The sequence below is a fragment of the Pseudoduganella rivuli genome (assembly GCF_009674485.1).
Classification (GTDB): Bacteria; Pseudomonadota; Gammaproteobacteria; order Burkholderiales; family Burkholderiaceae_D; genus Rugamonas; species Rugamonas rivuli_B.
Window position 1 is genome coordinate 124,991 of sequence record NZ_WKJJ01000019.1, and the last position, 19,615, is coordinate 144,605.

19 protein-coding genes are annotated in these 19,615 nt (G+C 61.7%); 11 read left to right on the top strand and 8 right to left on the bottom strand.

What is annotated here, in order from left to right; all coding sequences use genetic code 11:
* Positions 1 to 42: 42 nt before the first annotated feature.
* Both nth and rsxB read right to left on the bottom strand, forming a co-directional pair.
* A complete protein-coding gene (gene nth / locus GJ700_RS26725) occupies positions 43 to 690 on the bottom strand; it encodes an endonuclease III (protein ID WP_154379732.1) in 648 nt (215 codons plus the stop codon).
* A complete protein-coding gene (gene rsxB, locus GJ700_RS26730; protein WP_371868148.1) occupies positions 683 to 1,372 on the bottom strand; it encodes an electron transport complex subunit RsxB in 690 nt (229 codons plus the stop codon). The genes nth and rsxB overlap by 8 nt, the downstream gene beginning before the upstream one ends.
* A gap of 156 nt (positions 1,373 to 1,528) precedes the next feature.
* Here rsxB and GJ700_RS26735 point away from each other — a divergent pair, with 156 nt between their 5' ends.
* The gene (locus GJ700_RS26735; RefSeq protein WP_154379734.1) at positions 1,529 to 2,338 is read left to right on the top strand and encodes a substrate-binding periplasmic protein; all 810 of its coding nucleotides are present in this window, start codon (positions 1,529 to 1,531) and stop codon (positions 2,336 to 2,338) included.
* 44 nt (positions 2,339 to 2,382) lie between these two features.
* Here GJ700_RS26735 and GJ700_RS26740 read toward each other — a convergent pair whose 3' ends face one another.
* The 3 genes from GJ700_RS26740 to GJ700_RS26750 all read right to left on the bottom strand — a co-directional run bounded on the left by GJ700_RS26740 (position 2,383) and on the right by GJ700_RS26750 (position 5,906).
* Entirely contained in the window at positions 2,383 to 3,618 is a 1,236-nt protein-coding gene (locus GJ700_RS26740; protein ID WP_154379735.1) for a polyhydroxyalkanoate depolymerase, read from the bottom strand.
* A gap of 403 nt (positions 3,619 to 4,021) precedes the next feature.
* The gene (gene fdxA, locus GJ700_RS26745; protein ID WP_154379736.1) at positions 4,022 to 4,345 is read right to left on the bottom strand and encodes a ferredoxin FdxA; all 324 of its coding nucleotides are present in this window, start codon (positions 4,343 to 4,345) and stop codon (positions 4,022 to 4,024) included.
* Between the two features lie 184 nt (positions 4,346 to 4,529).
* Positions 4,530 to 5,906 carry a gluzincin family metallopeptidase gene (locus tag GJ700_RS26750; protein ID WP_154379737.1) on the bottom strand — a complete coding sequence of 459 codons (1,377 nt, stop codon included), beginning with the start codon at positions 5,904 to 5,906 and terminating at the stop codon, positions 4,530 to 4,532.
* Between the two features lie 191 nt (positions 5,907 to 6,097).
* Between GJ700_RS26750 and GJ700_RS26755 the strand changes: the two genes are divergently transcribed.
* Positions 6,098 to 6,388: a polyhydroxyalkanoic acid system family protein gene (locus GJ700_RS26755; protein WP_154379738.1), complete on the top strand. Its 291-nt coding sequence runs from the start codon at positions 6,098 to 6,100 to the stop codon at positions 6,386 to 6,388.
* A gap of 48 nt (positions 6,389 to 6,436) precedes the next feature.
* On the opposite strand, the gene GJ700_RS26760 is transcribed toward GJ700_RS26755, so the two are convergent.
* Complete coding sequence (locus GJ700_RS26760) at positions 6,437 to 6,691, bottom strand: acyl-CoA-binding protein (protein ID WP_154379739.1); 255 nt, start codon at positions 6,689 to 6,691, stop codon at positions 6,437 to 6,439.
* Positions 6,692 to 6,813: 122 nt separating this feature from the next.
* Between GJ700_RS26760 and GJ700_RS26765 the strand changes: the two genes are divergently transcribed.
* Positions 6,814 to 8,268 (top strand): wax ester/triacylglycerol synthase family O-acyltransferase, encoded by a 1,455-nt coding sequence (locus tag GJ700_RS26765; RefSeq protein ID WP_229507265.1) that lies wholly within the window; start codon positions 6,814 to 6,816, stop codon positions 8,266 to 8,268.
* Positions 8,269 to 8,339: 71 nt separating this feature from the next.
* Here the strand turns inward: GJ700_RS26765 and GJ700_RS26770 are convergent, their stop codons facing one another.
* Positions 8,340 to 8,627 carry an HU family DNA-binding protein gene (locus GJ700_RS26770; protein WP_154379740.1) on the bottom strand — a complete coding sequence of 96 codons (288 nt, stop codon included), beginning with the start codon at positions 8,625 to 8,627 and terminating at the stop codon, positions 8,340 to 8,342.
* Between the two features lie 193 nt (positions 8,628 to 8,820).
* On the opposite strand from GJ700_RS26770, the gene GJ700_RS26775 reads away from it, so the two are divergent.
* Positions 8,821 to 9,567 (top strand): RT0821/Lpp0805 family surface protein, encoded by a 747-nt coding sequence (locus GJ700_RS26775; protein ID WP_154379741.1) that lies wholly within the window; start codon positions 8,821 to 8,823, stop codon positions 9,565 to 9,567.
* Positions 9,568 to 9,686: 119 nt separating this feature from the next.
* Here GJ700_RS26775 and GJ700_RS26780 read toward each other — a convergent pair whose 3' ends face one another.
* On the bottom strand, positions 9,687 to 10,043 hold the full coding sequence (locus tag GJ700_RS26780) for an FKBP-type peptidyl-prolyl cis-trans isomerase (protein WP_154379742.1): 357 nt from the start codon (positions 10,041 to 10,043) through the stop codon (positions 9,687 to 9,689).
* Between the two features lie 205 nt (positions 10,044 to 10,248).
* Here GJ700_RS26780 and GJ700_RS26785 point away from each other — a divergent pair, with 205 nt between their 5' ends.
* The 7 genes from GJ700_RS26785 (at position 10,249) to GJ700_RS26815 (ending at position 19,546) form a co-directional block, all read left to right on the top strand.
* Positions 10,249 to 11,214, top strand: coding sequence for a YVTN family beta-propeller repeat protein (locus GJ700_RS26785; protein WP_154379743.1), 966 nt, complete (start codon positions 10,249 to 10,251; stop codon positions 11,212 to 11,214).
* An 8-nt stretch (positions 11,215 to 11,222) separates the two neighbouring features.
* Positions 11,223 to 11,996 carry a polysaccharide deacetylase family protein gene (locus tag GJ700_RS26790; protein WP_154379744.1) on the top strand — a complete coding sequence of 258 codons (774 nt, stop codon included), beginning with the start codon at positions 11,223 to 11,225 and terminating at the stop codon, positions 11,994 to 11,996.
* Entirely contained in the window at positions 11,993 to 12,988 is a 996-nt protein-coding gene (locus GJ700_RS26795; protein WP_154379745.1) for a sterol desaturase family protein, read from the top strand. The genes GJ700_RS26790 and GJ700_RS26795 overlap by 4 nt, the downstream gene beginning before the upstream one ends.
* A 1-nt stretch (position 12,989) precedes the next feature.
* Positions 12,990 to 13,787, top strand: coding sequence for an EI24 domain-containing protein (locus GJ700_RS26800; RefSeq protein WP_154379746.1), 798 nt, complete (start codon positions 12,990 to 12,992; stop codon positions 13,785 to 13,787).
* Positions 13,788 to 13,806: 19 nt separating this feature from the next.
* The gene (locus GJ700_RS26805) at positions 13,807 to 14,592 is read left to right on the top strand and encodes a competence/damage-inducible protein A (RefSeq protein WP_371868149.1); all 786 of its coding nucleotides are present in this window, start codon (positions 13,807 to 13,809) and stop codon (positions 14,590 to 14,592) included.
* 351 nt (positions 14,593 to 14,943) lie between these two features.
* Positions 14,944 to 18,057: a transglycosylase domain-containing protein gene (locus GJ700_RS26810; protein WP_371868151.1), complete on the top strand. Its 3,114-nt coding sequence runs from the start codon at positions 14,944 to 14,946 to the stop codon at positions 18,055 to 18,057.
* A gap of 160 nt (positions 18,058 to 18,217) precedes the next feature.
* Complete coding sequence (locus GJ700_RS26815) at positions 18,218 to 19,546, top strand: TAXI family TRAP transporter solute-binding subunit (protein WP_154379750.1); 1,329 nt, start codon at positions 18,218 to 18,220, stop codon at positions 19,544 to 19,546.
* Positions 19,547 to 19,615 lie beyond the last annotated feature (69 nt).

Sequence of the window (19,615 nt, forward strand, 5' to 3'; positions counted from 1 at the left end):
TGTAAGCGAACTGCATGGCCCGCGGTTTTGCGGGCCATTTTCTTAAGCGTTGGCCGGCGCCGGTGTCTTTTGCCTGAAGTCGCACAGGTCCGCAATGATGCAGTTCCAGCACTTCGGCGTACGGGCCACGCACGTATAGCGGCCGTGCAGGATCAGCCAATGGTGTGCATCCTGCAAGAATTCTTTCGGCACGAATTTCAGCAGCTTTTGCTCGACGATGTCGACGTTCTTGCCGGGCGCCAGGCCGGTGCGGTTCGAGACGCGGAAAATGTGCGTATCGACCGCCATGGTCGGTTCGCCAAACGCGGTGTTCAACACCACGTTGGCGGTCTTGCGCCCCACGCCGGGCAAGGCTTCCAGCGATTCACGGTCGCGCGGCACTTCGCCGCCGTGCTGGTCGACCAGGATCTGGCAGGTGGCCAGCACATTTTTTGCCTTGGTCTTGTACAGGCTGATGGTCTGGATATAGCTCATCAATTCGTCGAGCCCCAGGTCCAGCATGGCTTGCGGCGTATTCGCCACTGGGTACAGGCGTCGCGTGGCCTTGTTGACGCCCACGTCGGTCGCTTGCGCGGACAGCAGCACGGCGATCAACAGTTCAAAAGGCGTCGTGTATTCCAGTTCCGTGGTGGGGTGGGGGTTGGCTTCCCGCAGGCGGGAAAAGATTTCGTAGCGTTTGGCGTTATTCATCGGTGTTGTTCTTGGCAGCGGCTTCCGCTTCTTTTTTCAGGCGCGTGCGTTCCATCGCCGCCGCGATAATCGCGCGCTTGCGCTCTTTCTCCGCGGCTTCCGCATCGGTGGCCGGATCGAGGGCTTCCACGGCTTTCAGCTTGTCCTGCGCCTTGGCGGCCAGCCGCGCATCGTTCTCTTCCTTGTCGCGCTTCAGGCGCACCAGCCGGAAATCGTGGCGTTCGCGCGCCGCGTCGGCGTCGGCCTGCGTCCAGGCCTGCCAGCCCGTCGCATCCGTGACGGGATACATGACGATGCAATCGACGGGGCAGGGCGCCAGGCACAGGTCGCAGCCCGTGCATAGCGAGGGCGCGACGGTGTGCATGTGCTTGGCCGCGCCGATAATTGCATCGACCGGGCAGGCCTGGATGCACAAGGTGCAGCCGATGCACAGCGATTCATCGATATACGCCACCGCGCGGGGGCGCTCGGCGCCATTGGCGGGGTTCAGTGGAATGACGGGATAGCCGGTCACGCGGGACAGGCGCGCGATGCCTTCCGCGCCGCCGGGCGGACACTGGTTGATGCCGGCGGTACCAAAGGCAATCGCTTCGGCATACGGGCGGCAGCCGGAATAGCCGCACTTCGTGCATTGCGTCTGCGGCAGGACATCTTCAATGCGGTCTGCAAGGGATGGGGACACGTTGACGTCGTTTGTAACAGTAAAGCCACATTATCCGCCATCTGCGCCCTTCAGGGCGTGGAAATCCTGCATTGATCGTGTCTAATTTTGCAATTAATTTGGCGACAATACGGATTTATGGGAGCATGTGCGGGTTTGCCGAACGTGCCGCATGAAATGAAAAACGCTTTGAACAAGTTGCGGCTGCTGGGATGGAGTGTGCTGCTGGCCGCGCCGGCCGGCGCCGCGTCCCAGGGCGCCGCCGCGCTGAATTTCGCTTCGAACGAATGGCCGCCATTCGTTACCAGTACCCTGCCTGCCAATGGCATGGCTGGATCGCTGCTGACCTCTGTGTACGAACGCATGGGCATGACGGCCCACATCGAATACTTCCCGTGGAAGCGCACCATGGAACTGGGCCTCAACGATCCCCGCTATGCGGGCTTCCTGGCCGTGTGGCGCACGCCGGAACGGGAAAAGGTCTGCCACTTTTCCCATTCCATCGGCAACACCGTGACGGTGCTGGCTTACCTGAAGGATGCGCCGATACAGCCCGCCACCCTGGCGGACTTGCAGGGCATCCGCATCGGCACCGTGGCCGGTTATACCAACGGCGACCAGTTCGACGCGATGGCGGCGGCCGGCGTGCTGCACACGGAAGAGGCATACAGCGATGAACTGAACTTGCGCAAGCTGTTGACAAAGCGCTTTCCCGCGATGGTGATAGAAAAGCGCGTGCTGCGCCACTTGCTGGGCAGCGAACGTTTTACGCGTGAAGAGCGGGAACGCATCGGCTTTGCGGAAGGCTTGTTCCGCGAGCGTTCCATCCACGTGTGCTTCAAGCGTACGCCGCAAGGGCTGGCGCAGCAGCGCGCGTTCAACGACGCCGTGCGCGACATCGATTTGCAAAAGGCGGAGCGCGATTACTGGCGGCGCATCGGCGTGGAGCTGGCGCGGGCGCAGGCGCGCACGTTGCAGCAGCCATAAAAAAACCCCGGGAGTGCCGGGGTGTTGATGTCGGAGCGGCTTGCTTATCCGTGCTTGCGGATGAATTCACCGATTTTCGGGCAAATCATTTCGCGCCAGCGGCGGCCCGAGAAGATGCCGTAGTGGCCCGCACCTGGCGCCACGAAGTCTTGCTGCATGTCGGCCGGGATATTGCAGCACAGTTCATGCGCGGCCTGGGTCTGGCCCGCGCCGGAAATGTCATCCAGTTCGCCTTCGACCGTAAACAGCGCCACGTTGGTGATGTCCTGCGGGCGCACCAGTTGGCCGCCGACTTTCCACGTCCCTTGCGGCAGCGAGAAGTCCTGGAACACGGTCTTGATAGTGTCGAGGTAGTACTCGGCCGGCATGTCCAGCACGGCGTTGTATTCGTCGTAGAACTGGCGGTGGCTTTCCGCGCTCTCGTCGTCGCCTTTCACCAGGTGCATGTAAAACTCGCGGTGGCTTTGCGCATGGCGGCCCGGGTTCATGGCAATGAAGCCGGCGTGCTGCAGGAAGCCAGGGTAGACCTTGCGGCCAAAGCCCGGGTAATTCGGCGGTACGGAATAAATCACCGTGTTTTCAAACCACGAGAATTTCTTTTCCGTCGCCAGGTTATTCACGGACGTCGGCGATTTGCGGGGATCGATCGGACCGCCCATCATCGTCATGGTTTTCGGCAGTTTCGGATCCTTGGCAGACGCCATCAACGAAATTGCGGCCAATACCGGGACGGTTGGCTGGCACACGGAAATCACGTGCAAGTCCGGACCCAGGTGGCGGATGAATTCCTGCACGTAGAAAATGTAATCGTCCAGGTGGAACGGGCCGGCCGACAGCGGCACCATGCGCGCATCGGTCCAGTCGGTGATGTAGACGTCGTGTTCCTGCAGCAGCGCCGACACCGTGTCGCGCAGCAAGGTCGAATGGTGGCCCGACAGTGGCGCCACCAGCAGGATGGTGGGCTGTTCCAGCGCGCGGATTTCCTTGTCGCTCAAGTCCTTCTTGAAGTGAATCAGGCGGCAGAACGGCTTGGTGATGACGACGTGCTCGATGATACGGACATCTTTGCCCTTGACGGTAACGCTATCAATCTCGAATGCCGGTTTTTCGTAATCTTTGCCGAGGCGATACATCAGTTCATATCCTGCTGCGATCCGCTGCGAGAATGGCGTGTGCGCCAGCGGAGAGACGGGATTGCTGAACAATTTCGCTGACGCGTCGGCCCACTGCATCAGCGGCGTCAAGAGGGTGCGTTGCATTTCATGCAGTTGGTAAAGCATAGTAATTCCCGGTCGTTATCTCGATGTCAAGGGTCAATTGCCATCGAATTGATCAAAATCATGAGCTCATTATAGGTTATTTGTACATGACGTAAAGCACTTTGCGGTAACCAACAGAAAGGTTGTTTTCCTTTCGGAATAGTTCGACTGAGCCCGTCCTGATTCAAACGATAATACTGGAAGAGCCACAAGAAAAGAGTGTTTCGGCTGCATTTGTGTAGGACGGTTCCGAGGTGTGGCGTCAGACGAACACTGCGGTTTTCCCCAGTTGCGCGACGCACAAACTTGGTGAGTATTTTTCATGCGAAGTCGCTTCTTATGCGATTTTCCGCATTATGCGCCTGCAAAAAAACACAGCCCCGCATAAGGCGGGGCTGTGTCTTATAGATGATGCAAGAGTTGCTTAGCGCACCAGCAGTTTCAGCTTGTCTTTGACGTCGCGGAACTGGTCGGCGTCCGGCAGCGGAGACTTGGTCTTGGTGATCGACGGCCAGTTGCGGGACAGGTCGGCGTTGATCTTGATGTACTGCTGCTGGTCGGCCGGAGTGTCTTCTTCGGCAAAGATGGCGTTGACCGGGCATTCTGCTACGCACACGGCGCAATCGATGCATTCGTCTGGATCGATCGCCAGGAAGTTCGGGCCTTCACGGAAGCAATCCACAGGGCACACATCCACGCAATCGGTAAACTTACAGCTGATGCAGGATTCGGTAACTACGTGGGTCATAACAGTCCTTATAGATGATTTGCGGCGCCGATGGTGCTGCAAAACTGCCAATACACCTACAGCAAAGCTCTGATTTTAAGGCAATTTGCACGTGAGAACAATTCGCCCTTATATACAATCCACATAAGCAAATACGCAGGCCGGCTTGCGCCGGCCGCTTTGGCTGAGGACTGTTGACGTGCGCCTACGTGTTATTGCGGGCTGTGTAATGCTGCTGGCACCAGTCGGCCAGTGCTTTGCGCTCTTCATCGAGCACGTCTTCCAGCTCGAAATACTCGGCGTGGTTCATGGTGCCGCAGCAACTGCGGCGGTCTTGCGGCAGGGGACTGTCCGCCGCCAGGGCCAGCGTATTCGGGTCTTCCGCCACATTCACGCCGCGCACGGTGAAGCGGTGCTGGATGAATTCGCGGTATGCCTGCGGTTTGCCATCGCTGACGGCCAGCAGCATCATGTGGCTGGCCACGTGCGCATAGGTGGCGCCAAAGTCGGGTGCGGCCATCAGCGCGCGCAACACCAGGCCGCACAGGTATTCGCCGGTGCGGTACAGCAGCGCCGCATCGTCCAGCAGGCCGGGACTGCGTTCGAAGGCGAACATGTCGGCCAGGATGTCGTACACGGCGCCGGTAAACACCTGCGACAGCGCGTGCACTTCATTGCCGGCTTCCGCCAGCGTCAAGTCATTGTCGGCGTTGCGCAAGCCGTTGGGCCGGCCCAGCGCCAGGCCGAATTGTTCCGCCATGTCGGCCAGGAAGGTCTTGTCGTGCAGGTCGGCCTTGGTCTGGGCAATGACGGCTTCGGCCTGGTCCAGTTGCGACAGCGCCAGGAATATCGCCGTCAAATCGCCGAAGGCTTCGTGCAGGCCGCCCGTTTGCGGCGGATTGCGGCGCAACAGCCAGCGCGGTTTCAATCCATCGAGTACGGCATGGCCCGTTTCATGGGCCACGATGTCGAACGAGCGGCACGTGAAGACACGGCCGGCTTCGCCACTGGGGACGAAGTCGCCGAACTTCAGCGCCCGCTCGCTGCGGCTGTAATACGCGTTCATGACGTCCGGCAAACCGTGGGGGAACACTTTCAGGGGATCGGTATTGCGCTGCGAGTTCCACTGCCATGGCAGTTGCGCCGGGGCCCCGCCGGACGCCTGCGCCAGCGCGCGCTGGTACAGGGTCAATGTCTGGCGCACCACGGCAAAGGTGTGCACGGCGTCGAATTGTTCCGTGTCGGGCGGCAGGATGAAGTCGCCAAAGGCATTGGGACTGACGGGAGCGATGCCGGGCGCGCCGTTGGCGATGCGGGCGTCGCGCGGACCGGCCAGGATCACGCCCGGCAGGAACGCTTTGCGCGTGCCCAGTTCCGTCACGGACGGATCCTGCTTCCAGATCAGGACACGGGCGCCCAGTGGGGTGGTGGCCGCGGCATCGCCGAGGCGGGGCTGTCCCGGCTGCTGCGTCAGTTGCGCGGCTTTGCGGTGGGCGCGGTAGGGGGCGGATGGCGTGGGAACGTAGCTGACGGGGGCGGTGGCGGGCGAAGAACACAGCGGAATGGACATGTCGGTTTTCATGGTTTCTCCGGGGCGGTGGCGCTGGCGGCATGCCGGCGCCGGTATGCCATGGTCGCCTTGCCCGCGCGGGTGTTGCTTGCGCGTGCGCAAAGCATGTTGCTGCGTTCCATGGAAACGGGCTCGGGCGTAGAATGGTTCGCAGCGGCCTGCGGGGCCTGTACAATGGCGCCCGCTAAATGAGGAGAGAGGCAATGCCCAACGTACACATCGTCCAGGAACATACCTTGACGCCTAAAAAAGCCCGGGAAGCGGCGGAAAAGGTCGCGATCAAATTGGCCGAGGAATTCGAAATGGAATATGCATGGGACGGCGACGTGCTGCATTTCGAGCGCAGCGGTGTCAACGGTTCGCTGACCCTGACCAAGCACAAGGCGGAAATGCTGATCAAGCTGGGATTTTTGTTTGGCGCGTTTGCGCCGGTGATCCAGGCCAAAGCGTCGGAAAAAATGCAGAAAATATTTGGCGGCGGTAAGGCTGCATAAATAAAAAGGGGCGGATATTGCATCCGCCCCTTTTTGTTTTCAGCTTGATCAGCCTTTGAGTTCTTCGATCAGGTCGATGTACTGCTGTTGCGCGTCTTCTTTCGAGGTGCCTTTCAAGTTGGCCCACGCGTCGTATTTGGCGCGGCCGACCATGTCGGTGAAGCCTGGACGGGAACCTTCGACGTCGCCGGTGGAACCTTGCTTGAACAATGCGTAGATTTTCAGCAGGGTCATGTTGTCCGGGCGCTCCGGCAGGTTTTTCGAATCGGCCATTGCTTGGTCGAATTGTGCTTGCAGGCTCATGTGTCCTTCTCCTCGTGCTAGAGTGATGTCACTAAAGAAACTTTGCGCACGTCTGTGCGATAACGAGATAATACATTTCTATAAACGGTAGGCCCAACTGGAACTATAGAGGAGAAGCTCGAATGTTGTCGAAAGCGTTGTCGGCCCTGGGCCGCAGAAAAATGTCCGCGGTCGACACAGCCTGGCTGCGCATGGATTCGGACAGCAACCAGATGATGATCGTCGGCGTGGCCATGATGGCGCAGCCGATCGCACCGGACGGCTTGAAAGAAGCGCTGGAAACCCGCTTCCTGGCTTACCGCCGCTTCCGCAGCCGCGCGGTGACGGATCTGGCGGGGGCGTGGTGGGAAGAGCAGGAAGTCGACCTGGACGACCACGTCATCCACACCCGCATCGATGGCCACAATGGCACGTCGAACAAGGCGGCGTTGCAGCGGCTGGTGGGCGAGCTGTCGCAGCAGCCGCTGGATCCGGACAAGCCCCTGTGGCAAATGCACCTGGTCGACAATTGCATCGGCGAAGACGGCAAGCTGCGCCAAGCGCTGGTCGTGCGCATCCACCACTGCATCGCCGACGGCGTGGCGCTGGTGCGGGTCTTCATGTCGATGTTCGGCCAGCATCCTGACGAACACCCGAAACAGCCGCCCAAAGCCGCGCTGGAGGCGGCGGAAGCCAATCCGTGGGACCAGATCCTGTCGCCGATCACCGCCACCAGCGTCAAGGCCATCGACCTGTCGTCGACCATGTTCGTGAAATCCATGTCGATGTGGGCGGACGTGGACAAGATGGCCGAGCGCCTGGCCACCTATGGCCATACGGCAGCCCAGTTGACCACGGACGCCGTCAAGCTGACCACCATGGCCGACGACAGCCATACCCTGTTCAAGGGCAAGCCGAACGGCAAGAAGCACGTGTCGTGGAGCGAGCCGCTGCCGCTGGCGGATGTCAAGGCCGTCAGCAAGGCGTATGGCTGTTCCGTCAACGATATCCTGATGTCGGCCGTGGCGGGGGCGCTGCGCGGTTACTTGCAGGCGGCCGGAGGCAGCGTGGCGGGCGATTGCGAAGTGCGGGTCATGGTGCCCGTCAACTTGCGCAAGGACAGCCCGCGCCAGCGGCTGGGCAATGCGTTCGGGCTGGTGCCGCTGGTGCTGCCGGTCGGGATCGAAGATCCGGTGGCGCGCCTGGCCGAGGTGCAGCGCCGCATGAATGAACTGAAGGGCAGCTATACGGCGCTGGTGGCGATGTCGGTGCTGGGCGTGCTGGGCGCATCGCCGAAGCAGGTGCAAAACGAAATCCAGAACTTCTTTGCCCGTAAGGCGACGGCCGTGATGAGTAACGTGCCGGGACCGCAAACGCCGCTGTACCTGGCCGGCAGCCAGCTGGACCAGATCATGTTCTGGGTGCCGCAATCGGGCGATATCGGTGTCGGCGTGTCGATCCTGTCGTATAACGGCGGCGTGCAGTTCGGTATCGTCACGGACGATGCACTGGTGCGCGACCCGGACAACGTGATTGCCCGCTTTGAACCGGAATTTGAAAAGCTCGTGTTATTGGCTTTGATGGACGGCTGCCCATAAAAAAAGCGGCGGTTCAAAACAGGGCATGGCGCCTTGCCTTGAACCGCCGCTTCCGAAGAAGCGAATGTCGATTACTTCTTCTTAGGCGGGTTCACTGCTGCTTTCAGCGTGGCGCCAGCCGAGAATTTAGGGGTTTTCGACGCAGCGATTTTGATCGCTTCGCCGGTGGCAGGATTGCGGCCTTTGCGCGCAGCGCGTTTGGCGACGGAGAAGGTGCCGAAGCCGGTGATGCCAACCGTATCGCCTTTTTTCAGGCGCTCGGTAATGATGGCAATCAGGGTGTTCACTGCATCGTTGGCGGCAGCGCCGGACAGTTCGGTGCGCTTAGCAAATTCTGCGATCAGTTCGCCTTTTTTCATTACTACCTCCTTGGTTAATAGAGCGCGCAGATTAGCACAGAATTATTGCCGGATGTGAGTTTCCTTGATCAGAATTTGTGGAAGAAACCCATATACCGTATGGCTTGCGAGGATTTTGCGCCACGCTGATACAAACGCAGGCTGCACCTTTGTCGCGCGCGGAGTTATGATCGATGGTAGCGAGGACACAGACATGGGCTTTTCCGATGACATCCTGATGGCATATGCCGGCGGCGGCCTGGACCAGGCAACCCGCGCCGAGATCGAATCCGCCATGGAGCGCGACGCCGTGCTGGCGCAGCGCGTGGCGGCGCACCAGGCGCAATTGCAGCGCCAGGCGCAACCGCGCATGGCCGTGCCCCGGCGCGGCGCCACGGTAGTGCAACTGGCGGCGGTGCGGGCCACGCGGGCGGCGACACAGCAGGCGGCCCGGCGGGCGCGCAAGGTCCAGCACTGGTCGTGGCTGGAGTGGAGCGCCGTGTTCATGGCGATGGCGCTGGGCGCGGCGGCGGGGAAGTTCCTGCTGACCGACTGGCAGCCGGAAGCGCAGGCGCCGGCCAGCGTCGCGTGGCGCGACGGCGCGCTGATCGCGCAGGGCCGGCTGGCGCTGGCGCTGGACCAGGCGCCCGGCGGCGCGGCCGGCGTCTACGGCGGCACGGTGCGCATCGCCTCCAGTTTCGTGGCGACGGATGGCAGCTATTGCCGTGGCTTTACCGCCACCAGCAGCGGGCAGGAAATGGCGGGGCTGGCGTGCAAGAGTGGCGGCGCGTGGAAATTACCGATCTGGATGCAGACCACGAAGCCGGCGCAGGCTGGCGCCGTGAAAGCAGGATTGGACTTGCCGGCCGCGGTACAGGCCGTGATGGAACAGCGTAGCGGGGGACAGTTGCTCGACGCGGCGGCGGAGCACGATGCCCTGCAGAAGGGATGGGTGCGGTAGGGCGGATTAGCCGGCCAGGGCCGGCCATCCGCCTGTTGCCCCATCGTACAATCGTCACTCCTGCCGGAGTGACTTAAGAGCGGGCGAAGCCCGCGTCATCCACCACAAGCGGGGGGAACTTATACAGCCAGCAGTTCCACGTCGAAGATCAGCGTGGCGTTTGGCGGAATCACGCCGCCCGCGCCGCGCGAGCCATAGCCCAGGTCGGACGGGATGATCAGTTGGCGGGTGCCGCCGACTTTCATGCCTTGCACGCCTTCATCCCAGCCGCGGATCACCATGCCTGCGCCCAGCGCGAATTCGAACGGGTCGTTGCGGTCTTTGCTGGAATCGAATTTCGCGCCTTTGGAGCCGTCGTCGTTGCGCAGCCAGCCGGTGTAATGCACGGTGACATTCTGGCCAGCTTTCGCCTCGGCGCCGTCGCCCACTTTGATTTCGTCGTATTGCAGGCCGGAGGCCGTGGTAATAATGGACATGATGTTCCTTTTTGATTGACAGGTAAGCCATTTATTGTAGACGCTGCGCAGCACATCCGCCATTTTTGTCCTGACCTAAGTCAAATTTAAGTATTTTCCCCGCCATGCCCCACCATTTATGTCGGCAATTGGCCGTCGTCCAGTCCGGTTTGCACTTAAAATAGGGTTTTGCTTTTACCCGCGCTTATCAACCGCGATTCCCGTCATGTTCCGCAGTCTCCGCCGTATCGTTTTTTCCACCGTATGTCTTGCCGCTGCCAGTGCGCAAGCCAATGTCGTCGTGGTGCTCAATTCCCGTGACGCGACCGTCCAGCTGCTGGACCAGGCTACCCATAAAAGCTTGCAGACGTATTCGGTCGGCAAGGAACCGCACCACCTGATGCCGACGCCGGACAACAAGTCGCTGATCGTGGCCAGCGCGGTGGGCAATGAATTGATTTTCCTGGATCCGAAATCGGGCCAGATCCAGCGCCACGTGAAAGACGTGCTGGATCCTTACCAGATCGGCTTTTCGCCGGACCAGAAATGGTTCGTCGCCACCTCGCTGCGCCTGGACCGCGTCGATATCTATAAATACGACGGCAGCAACGTGACGCTGTCCAAGCGCATCCCGATGCCCAAGCTGCCGAGCCACATTGCCTTCGATGCAAAAAGCACGATGGCGTTCATTACGCAGCAGGGCAGCGACCAGGTCAGCGGCATCGACTTGAAAACCCAGCAAGTCAAATGGACGATACCGGTCGGCAAGCTGCCGGCGGGCATCACCGTGACGCCGGACGATAAATACCTGCTGGTCGGCATCATGGGCAGCGATTACGTGGAAGTGATCGACTGGCGCACGCAAAAAACCGTCAAGCGCATCAAGGCGGGCGACGGCACGCACAATTTCCGCGCGCAGGGCGACAACCGCTATACGTACGTGTCGAACCGCGTATCGAACACGATTAACATCATCGACCAGAAAACCCTGGAAAACGTCGGCACCATCAACGTGCCGGGCGGCCCGGATTGCATGGAAATCACCGATGACGGCAAAACCATGTGGGTGACCTTGCGCTGGATCAAGAAGGTCGCCGTGATCGACCTGCCCAGCCGCAAGGTCGTCAAGCTGATCCCGGTTGGTCGTTCGCCGCACGGCGTGTTCTTCGCCAACTCGGCGCCGCGCATGTGAGGTCGGCCATGCGCGGTTGGGCGGTCATCGGCGTCCTGCTGGCGGCGGCGCCGGCCGCCACGGCATTGGCGGGCGACGCCGCCTGCCATGGCACGATTTACCTGACGTTCGACACGGGCAGCCAGTCGCAGGCCGACCTGATTGCCGCTGTCCTCAACAAGCACCACGTCAAAGCCACGTTCTTCCTGGCCAGTGAAAAAACCGTGCGGGGCGACTATTCGCTCGATCCCGCGTGGGCGCCATACTGGCAGGCGCGCGTGGCGGAAGGGCATGCGTTCGGTTCCCATACGTTCGACCACGTGTACTGGCTGAAAGACTTGCCGGGCGGACGCATGCGCGTCAAGCCGCAATTCGGCGCGCAGGCCGGCAAGGCGCAGGACTGGAGCGCGCAGCAGTATTGCGCCGAGATCCGCCGCGTGGATACGCGCTTCGTTGAATTGACGGGGCGCCACCTGGACCCGCTGTGGCGCGCGCCGGGCGGCAAGACTTCGGCCAATACGCTGGCCGCGGCCAAAACCTGCGGCTATGCGCACGCGGGCTGGGCGCCGGCCGGCTTTTCCGGCGATGAAACGTCCAGCGACACCTGGCCCAACAAGGTCTTGCTGGACAAGGCGCTGCGCGATTTGCGCGGCGGCGATATCTTCATGGCCCATATGGGCATCTGGTCGCGCAAGGATCCGTGGGCGCCCGCCAACCTGGACCCGCTGATCACGGGGCTGAAACAAAAGGGCTTTTGCTTTGCCACGCTGCGCGACCATCCTGATTACAAAAAACACCCATGATGCAATTGTTTATCGACTGGCTGGGAACTGCGCAGGGCTGGCTGTTCGAAACCCTGGTGCAGCCCCTGTTGTTCCACCTGGGCTGGGGCGACATCACCGAAGAAGCGTTTGAAGGCACCGAGTGGCTGCTGATCGGCCTATGCGAACTGGTGGTGCTGTTCATCGTGCTGCGCCCGCTGGAGGCGCTGATTCCCGTGCACCCGTTCACCGACAGGCGTGCGCGGTGGAATGACTTTATTTATACGGTGCTGCAGCGTGTCGGTGTGTTCCCCGTGCTGATCTTCTTTACGCTGGATCCGCTGCTCGATGCGCTGATGGGCTGGTTGCGCCTGGAAAATGTGCAACCCATCAGCCTGGAGACCCTGTTCCCCGATATTTCTCCGCTGGCCAGTTTCGCCTTGTATTTGCTGATCCTGGATTTCGTCGATTACTGGTACCACCGGGCATCGCACCAGTTCAACTGGTGGTGGGGCTTGCACAGCCTGCATCACAGCCAGCAAAACATGAACTTGTGGAGCGATGACCGCAACCACGTGCTCGATGACCTGTTGCGCGACACCGTCATGGGCCTGGTGGCGATCGCCATCGGCGTGCCGCCGGCGCAATACGTGCTGCTGGTGTCGGCGTCGCGCATGGTGCAAAGCTTGCAGCACGCGAATGTGCGCATCCATTTCGGCAAGATCGGCGAGCGCTTGCTGGTGTCGCCCCGCTACCACCGTTTCCACCACGCGATCGGCGTCGGCCACGAATCGCACGGCAAGGGCACGCTGGGCGGCTGCAATTTCGCCGTCCTGTTCCCGATCTGGGACATCCTGTTCGGCACCGCCAACTTTTCGCCGGAATTCGCCCGCACGGGCGTGCGCGACCAGTTGCCGCAAACGGCGCCGGACGGCACCGTGACGCCGGGCCGCGATTACGGCAAGGGCTTCTGGCGCCAGCAGTGGCTGGGATTGAAGCGCATGATTGAATTTTTCGGCAAGGAACCCACGTAGGATGAGAGCTGTACTGAGTGCTTATGGCCGCGCGCTGCGTTCGCAGGTGCGCGGCAAAATGCTGTTGCTGTCGATCGTGCCGACGGTGCTGTCGCTGCTGCTGTGGGCCGCCATCCTGTATTTCAGCTGGGATCCCGCGTTCAATTACGTACAGGGCCAGTTCTTCGAGCATGAACTGTACCGTTACAGCAGCAGCTGGCTGGCCACACTGGGCCTGGAAGCCGTGAAAAACATCATCGTGCCGCTGGCCATGATCCTGGCGCTGGTGCCGCTGATGATCCTGACGGCGATGATCTTCATTGGCGTGGCGGCCATGCCGGCCATCGTTCGCCACGTGGGCGGCCAGCATTATCCGCAGCTGGAAATGAAGAAGGGTGGCAGCCTGGCCGGCAGCGTCGGCGTGGCGCTGGGCGGCTTTTGCGTCTTCGCGCTGATCTGGCTGGTGACCTTGCCGCTGTATGCTTTCCCGCCGGCCGCGCTGGCGCTGCAGGTACTGCTGTGGGGCTGGCTGACAGCGCGCGTGATGGCGTATGACGCGCTGTCCGATTACGCCAGCCCGGAAGAGTTGCACGCGCTGCGGCGCGAACACCGCTGGCGCCTGATCGCCATCGGCATCGTATCCGGCGCCGCCGGCGCGATTCCCGGCGTAGTGTGGCTGGCCGGCGCGGCCATCAGCATCGTGCTGTTCCCGTTCCTGGCGGCGATTTCCATCTGGCTGTATGTGCTGATCTTTATCTTCACGGGCTTGTGGTTCCAGTACTATTGCCTGGAAGCGCTGGCGAAACAGCGCGCGGCATAACGACACCGGGGAGACGGACGTGGCGATAGGCTTGATCATCATTGGCGACGAAATCCTGTCCGGCAAACGGGCGGACCAGCATTTCCCCAAAGTGGTGCAAATGCTGGCGGCGCGGGGCTTGCAACTGGGCTGGGCGGAATTCCTCGGCGATGACCGCGCCCACATCACGGCTACCCTGAAGCGCACCATGGCCAGCGGCGACATCGTGTTTTGCTGCGGCGGTATCGGCGCCACGCCGGACGACCATACGCGCCAGGCCGCCGCCGATGCGCTGGGCGTGCCGCTGGTGCTGCACGAAGAAGGCAAGCGCCTGATCCAGCAGCGCATCGTGCAACTGGCGTCCGAGGCGGGACACGCGGCGGACCTGGATTCGCCGGAAAACCAGCACCGCCTGCACATGGCGGAATTCGCCGCCGGCGCGGCGCTGATCCCCAATCCCTACAACAGCATCGCCGGCTTTGCGCTGGGCACGCATTATTTCGTGCCGGGCTTTCCCGTCATGGCGTGGCCGATGCTCGAATGGGTGCTGGACACCCATTACGCGGACCTGTTCAACCGCGAACCCCGTGCCGAACATGCGCTGTTTGTCTACGAACAGGCGGAATCCGCGCTGACGCCGCTGATGGAAGCGCTGGAAGCGCAATTTCCCCTGATTAAAGTCTTCAGCCTGCCCAGCGTGGGCGACGCCCACACGCGCCGCCATATCGAACTGGGCGTCAAGGGCGAACCGGGCCAGGCCGCACTGGCCTTCGCGGAAATGCGCGCGCAGCTGGACCGCCTGTCTGCGGAATACCGTCTCGCCTGACGCAATGCCCGCCGGAACGGTGCGCGCGCAAGCGACCCTTATGACAACAGGATGACGGGAGAAGCGGGGGGCTTTGGGACTGACGTTGTTTTTTTGCGAAAAAAGTCTGCGACTACATCAAAATTTCTGCCGGGCGACCCGTGCACAGGCTGCCGATGTGGTGCAATGTAACTCAGGCGAGTCGCCCTGATTCACGACGGTTTGAGCAATATGTTAAGCAATCGACGTTTCCGCAAACCCCGCCTTGTTGTGCGGGCCGTGCGCACCTTACGCAACATCCGGGGTGCCGGCGCCGCCGCGTTCGGCATCAAGCGCAAGCCACGGCTGCGCGTTGTCAAACCGCAGACTGCCGTGCTGCTGCACGCGCAACCCGCAGCGCCGGAGCCGCCCGCGCCCAAGAGCCGGCGGCCGCGCAATGCCTTCGTCCTGGTGTTGCTGGTGCTGTTGTCGCTGGCGGTGTGGTGGGGCGTGCATGAAATGCGCACGTCCGCCATGCAGGCGAAATTCTTTTCCGAACTGATGGCCAACGTCCACTACAAGGTGGAGCCAGGGCCCAGCAAATCGATCCGCTTCCCGCACGACAGCCCGTACGACGAACGGCTAGGCTACGCCAACATGCCGGATTACCTGGGCAAGTTGAAAGCGCGCGATTACGAAGTCACGGCGCAGGCGCGGTTCTCGCCGAAAATGGTGGAACTGTCCGACATGGGCGTGTTCACCACGTACCGCGAAAAAACCCGTACCGGCCTGAATATCGCGGATTGCCGCGCACAGACGCTGTTCTCCGCCAAGTATCCCGAACGGACGTACGATAATTTCAAGCAAACCCCGACGGCGCTGGTGCAAAGCCTGCTGTTCATTGAGAACCGCGAATTGCTGGACAACACCTATCCGAAGCGCAATCCCGCCGTGGAGTGGGACCGCCTGTCCAAGGCCGTGCTGGAAAAAACCGTCAGCACGGTGGCTGGCGGCGCCCGTGCAGCCGGCGGCAGCACGCTGGCCACGCAGATCGAGAAATACCGCCATTCGCCGGAAGGGCGTACCGGCTCGATGAAAGACAAGTTGCAGCAAATGGTGTCGGCCACGCTGCGCGCCTACCAGTCGGGCGAGGATACGACCGAAGTGCGGCGCCAGATCGTCGTCGATTACCTCAACACCGTGCCGCTGTCGGCCAAGCCGGGCTATGGCGAAGTCAATGGCATCGGCGACGGCATGTGGGTCTGGTATGGCCGCGATTTCAATGAAATCAACAGCCTGTTGTCCGGCAAGATGGACCAGCCGGGCAGCGCGCTGGCGTTCAAGCAGGCGCTGTCGCTGCTGATCGCGCAGCGCCGCCCCAGCTATTACCTGGGCGATGGCGACGCCGACCTGGAAAACCTGGCCAACAGCCATTTGCGCGTGCTGACGCAGGCGGGCATCATCTCGCCGCAACTGCGCGACGCGGCGCTGAAGGAACGCTTGCATCCGGCGCCCGGCAATGGCCTGGCTTCCGCCGCGTCGATGTCGTTTGTCGAACGCAAGGCTTCGAATTCCGTGCGTAACCACCTGGCCAACTTGCTGGGTGATAACCGCATGTACAACCTGGACCGCCTTGACCTGAACGTGATCAGTACGCTGGATTCGCAGGCGCAGCGCAACGTCACGCAAGTGCTGCAGGATTTGCGCACACCGGAAACCGCGCAAAAGGCGGGCCTGACGGGCAAGGGCATGCTGGGTAACGGCGATCCGGCCAACGTGGTGTACAGCTTCACGTTGCTGGAAAAGGGCAAGGACGTGAATTACCTGCGCCTGCAAACGGATAACTATGACCAGCCGCTGGACATCAATGAAGGCGCCAAGCTGGACCTGGGTTCCACCGCCAAGCTGCGCACGCTGGTGACGTACCTCGACATCGTCGACCAGTTGCACAAGCGCCTGTCGCCGCTGAGCGCGGAAGAGCTGAAAAAAACCGTGGTGGCGCCGCAGGATAAGCTGAGCCAGTGGGGCGTCGAATATTTCCTGGCCAAGCCGCAGGACATGAGCCTGGAAGCCATGCTGCAGGCCGCGCTGGACCGCAAGTATTCCGGCAATCCCGGCGAAGCCTTCTTCACGGGGGGCGGCGTGCACACGTTCGGCAACTTCTCGAAGGAAGACGACAGCCGCATCATGCCGGTGCGCGAAGCGCTGCGCCGCTCGACCAACCTGGTGTTCGTGCGCCTGATGCGCGACATCGTCAAGTACTACATGTTCCAGGCGCCCGGTTCTTCCGCGTCGCTGCTGCAGGATGCGGACGATCCCCGCCGCGCTGCCTACCTGGCCCGCTTCGCGGACAAGGAAGGCAAGGAATTCATGTACCGCTTCTGGGCCAAATACAAGGGCAAACCGGCGGCGGAACTGGACAAGGTGCTGGTGGGGTCGATCCGCCCGACGCCGGTGCGCCTGGCCAATATCCACCGCACCGTGTTCCCGAAAGCCACGCTGGCCGAGTTTTCCGCGTACCTGAAGGACAACCTGCCGTCGCAAAACGAAGTGCCGGATGAGCGCCTGGCGAAAATGTACGACCAGTACGCGATGGACAAATGGTCGCTGGCGGACCGCGGCTACCTGGCCTCGGTGCACCCGCTGGAACTGTGGATGGTGGCGTACATGCGCGCCAACGAAGGGGCGACCCTGGCGCAGGTGGTGGCGGCGAGCGAAAAGGAACGGCAGGAAGTGTACCAGTGGCTGTTCAAGACGCACCGCAAGCACGCGCAGGACAAGCGCATTGCCGGGCTGGTGGAAATGGAAAGCTTCATGGCGATCCACCGCCAGTGGAAAAAGATGGGCTATCCGTTTGAATCGCTGGTGCCATCGTATGCGACGACCCTGGGTGCATCGGCCGACCGTCCCGCCGCGCTGGCTGAAATGATGGGCATTATCATCAACGATGGCGTGCGCCAGCCGACGCAGCGTATTTCGTCGCTGCACTTCGCGTCCGGTACGCCGTATGAAACCATGGTCAAGCGGGGCGGCACCACCACCAAGGAACAGGTGCTGTCGCCGGAAGTGGCGCACGCGGTGGCCGCCGCCATCCGCGAAGTGGTGTCGGACGGTACCGCCAAGCGGGCGCGCCAGGCATTCGTGAAATCGGATGGCACGGTGATTCCGGTCGGCGGCAAGACCGGTACCGGCGACCAGCGTTTCGAAGTGTATGCCGCCGGCGGCCGCGTGATCGAGTCGCGCTTCGTGAACCGTTCCGCCACGTTCGTGTTCAACATCGGCGAACGCTTCTTCGGCAGCATGACGGCCTATGTGCATGGTCCGGAATCGAAGAATTACGATTTCACCAGCGCACTGCCGGTGCAATTGCTGACGGTCCTGGCGCCCAGCCTGATGCCGCTGATCGAACCGGATGCGCCGCCGAAGGGCAATGTGATCGCCGTGTCCCACAATCCCGCCAAGCAGGCGGCAATGCCGAAAGCCCCGCTGGCCGCCTGCGGCGGTTAATCCCGGGACGCAAAACCCGTAGGGCGGTTTCCGCGCAGCGGAAGCCGCCACATGCCAGCACAGCCCCCGGCGCGCGCAGCATCGGCGCGCAAAGATAACCCGCCTTGCATCTTTTGCCATTTGTTGGCATCGTGTCGGCATGAAACCCATGCGCCACCACATGAGCAAGATCCTTGCCTTTACCCGTTTTTCCCTGCGTGATCTGGTTGTGACAGCGGCGCCGGCCGTACTGGCCGTGGCAGCGGTGTGCCTGCTGGCGTACTGGCTGGTCGATCCGATGCCACCCCGTGTCGTGACCATGTCGACCGGGCAGGAAAACAGCGCCTATGAAGTCTTCGGCAAAAAGTATGCGCAGGCGCTGCTCAAGCATGGCATCACGCTCAAGCTGGCGCCGTCGCAGGGCTCGCTGGACAATTTACAGCGCCTCAACAGCGGCAACACGGATATCGCCTTCGTGCAAAGCGGCTCCACCAGCGAAGATGAAGCGGGGCGGCGCGGGCTGACGTCGATCGGCAGCCTGTTCACGGAACCCGTGTGGCTGTTCCTGCGCGACAGCGTGAAGGCGAATGAGCTGAAACAGTTGAAAGGCTTGAAGCTGAACCTGGGACCGGAAGGCAGCGGCGTGCCGCGCCTGTTCCGCCAGGTGCTCGATGCCAATGGCGTGGCGCCCGGCGACATTACTGCCGGCGCGCTGGAAAATACGCCGGCCACCGTGGAATTGCTGGAAGGGCGCATCGATGGCCTGGTCTTCAGTTCCGCCCCGGATGCGCCGCTGGTGCAAATGCTGCTGATGACACCGGGAATCCGGCTGTTCGACTTTGCCCAGGCCGAAGCCTACACGCGCCGCCTGCCGTTCCTGTCGCACGTGGTGCTGCCGCGCGGCATTGTCGACCTGGGACGCGATTTGCCGCCGCATGACGTGCACCTGATCGCGCCGACGGCCACCTTGGTGGCGCGCGACGATCTGCATCCGGCGCTGGTGGACTTGCTGGTGCAGGCCGCCGCGCAAATCCACGGCGGCGCGGGATGGTTCCAGCAACAGGGCCAGTTCCCGTCACCGCGCTACACGGAAATCCCGGTGGCGCACGAAGCGGCCCGCTTTTACAAGGATGGCCCGCCGCTGCTGCAGCGCTACATGAGCTTCTGGCTGGCGAATTTCTTTGACCGCATGTGGGTGCTGGTGGTGGCGCTGGGCGCGCTGATCCTGCCACTGTCGAAAATCGTGCCGCCGCTGTACGTGTGGCGCATCCGGTCGCGCGTGTTCCGCTGGTATGGCCAGTTGCGCGCGGTGGAGCAGGCCCTGGCCGCCGCGCCGCCGGACCGGCGCGATGCCGTCCACGCGGAACAATTGGCGCACCTGAACGACATCGAAGACAAGGTCAACCAGGTGTCGATTCCACTGGCATTCGCCGACGAACTGTACGGCTTGCGCAGCCACATTAATCTGGTGCGGCAACGCATGCCAAATAATCAACGGTCTTCGGATTGATAGGGTAAGTATTAATACGTAATTTCCGTCGATAAATGTTGTTTATCGATGCATATGACGGAATTTACT

What these genes read in the sequence shown, in the direction of transcription:
- GJ700_RS26765 (WP_229507265.1), top strand. Translation starts at nt 6,814, where the DNA reads ATGTTGTCGAAAGCGTTGTCGGCCCTGGGCCGCAGAAAAATGTCCGCG.
- GJ700_RS26750 (WP_154379737.1), bottom strand. Translation starts at nt 5,906, where the DNA reads ATGAAAACCGACATGTCCATTCCGCTGTGTTCTTCGCCCGCCACCGCC.
- GJ700_RS26785 (WP_154379743.1), top strand. Translation starts at nt 10,249, where the DNA reads ATGTTCCGCAGTCTCCGCCGTATCGTTTTTTCCACCGTATGTCTTGCC.
- GJ700_RS26775 (WP_154379741.1), top strand. Translation starts at nt 8,821, where the DNA reads ATGGGCTTTTCCGATGACATCCTGATGGCATATGCCGGCGGCGGCCTG.
- GJ700_RS26755 (WP_154379738.1), top strand. Translation starts at nt 6,098, where the DNA reads ATGCCCAACGTACACATCGTCCAGGAACATACCTTGACGCCTAAAAAA.
- GJ700_RS26800 (WP_154379746.1), top strand. Translation starts at nt 12,990, where the DNA reads ATGAGAGCTGTACTGAGTGCTTATGGCCGCGCGCTGCGTTCGCAGGTG.
- GJ700_RS26770 (WP_154379740.1), bottom strand. Translation starts at nt 8,627, where the DNA reads ATGAAAAAAGGCGAACTGATCGCAGAATTTGCTAAGCGCACCGAACTG.
- GJ700_RS26735 (WP_154379734.1), top strand. Translation starts at nt 1,529, where the DNA reads ATGAAAAACGCTTTGAACAAGTTGCGGCTGCTGGGATGGAGTGTGCTG.
- GJ700_RS26780 (WP_154379742.1), bottom strand. Translation starts at nt 10,043, where the DNA reads ATGTCCATTATTACCACGGCCTCCGGCCTGCAATACGACGAAATCAAA.
- GJ700_RS26740 (WP_154379735.1), bottom strand. Translation starts at nt 3,618, where the DNA reads ATGCTTTACCAACTGCATGAAATGCAACGCACCCTCTTGACGCCGCTG.
- nth (WP_154379732.1), bottom strand. Translation starts at nt 690, where the DNA reads ATGAATAACGCCAAACGCTACGAAATCTTTTCCCGCCTGCGGGAAGCC.
- GJ700_RS26790 (WP_154379744.1), top strand. Translation starts at nt 11,223, where the DNA reads ATGCGCGGTTGGGCGGTCATCGGCGTCCTGCTGGCGGCGGCGCCGGCC.
- GJ700_RS26760 (WP_154379739.1), bottom strand. Translation starts at nt 6,691, where the DNA reads ATGAGCCTGCAAGCACAATTCGACCAAGCAATGGCCGATTCGAAAAAC.
- GJ700_RS26795 (WP_154379745.1), top strand. Translation starts at nt 11,993, where the DNA reads ATGATGCAATTGTTTATCGACTGGCTGGGAACTGCGCAGGGCTGGCTG.
- GJ700_RS26815 (WP_154379750.1), top strand. Translation starts at nt 18,218, where the DNA reads ATGAGCAAGATCCTTGCCTTTACCCGTTTTTCCCTGCGTGATCTGGTT.
- fdxA (WP_154379736.1), bottom strand. Translation starts at nt 4,345, where the DNA reads ATGACCCACGTAGTTACCGAATCCTGCATCAGCTGTAAGTTTACCGAT.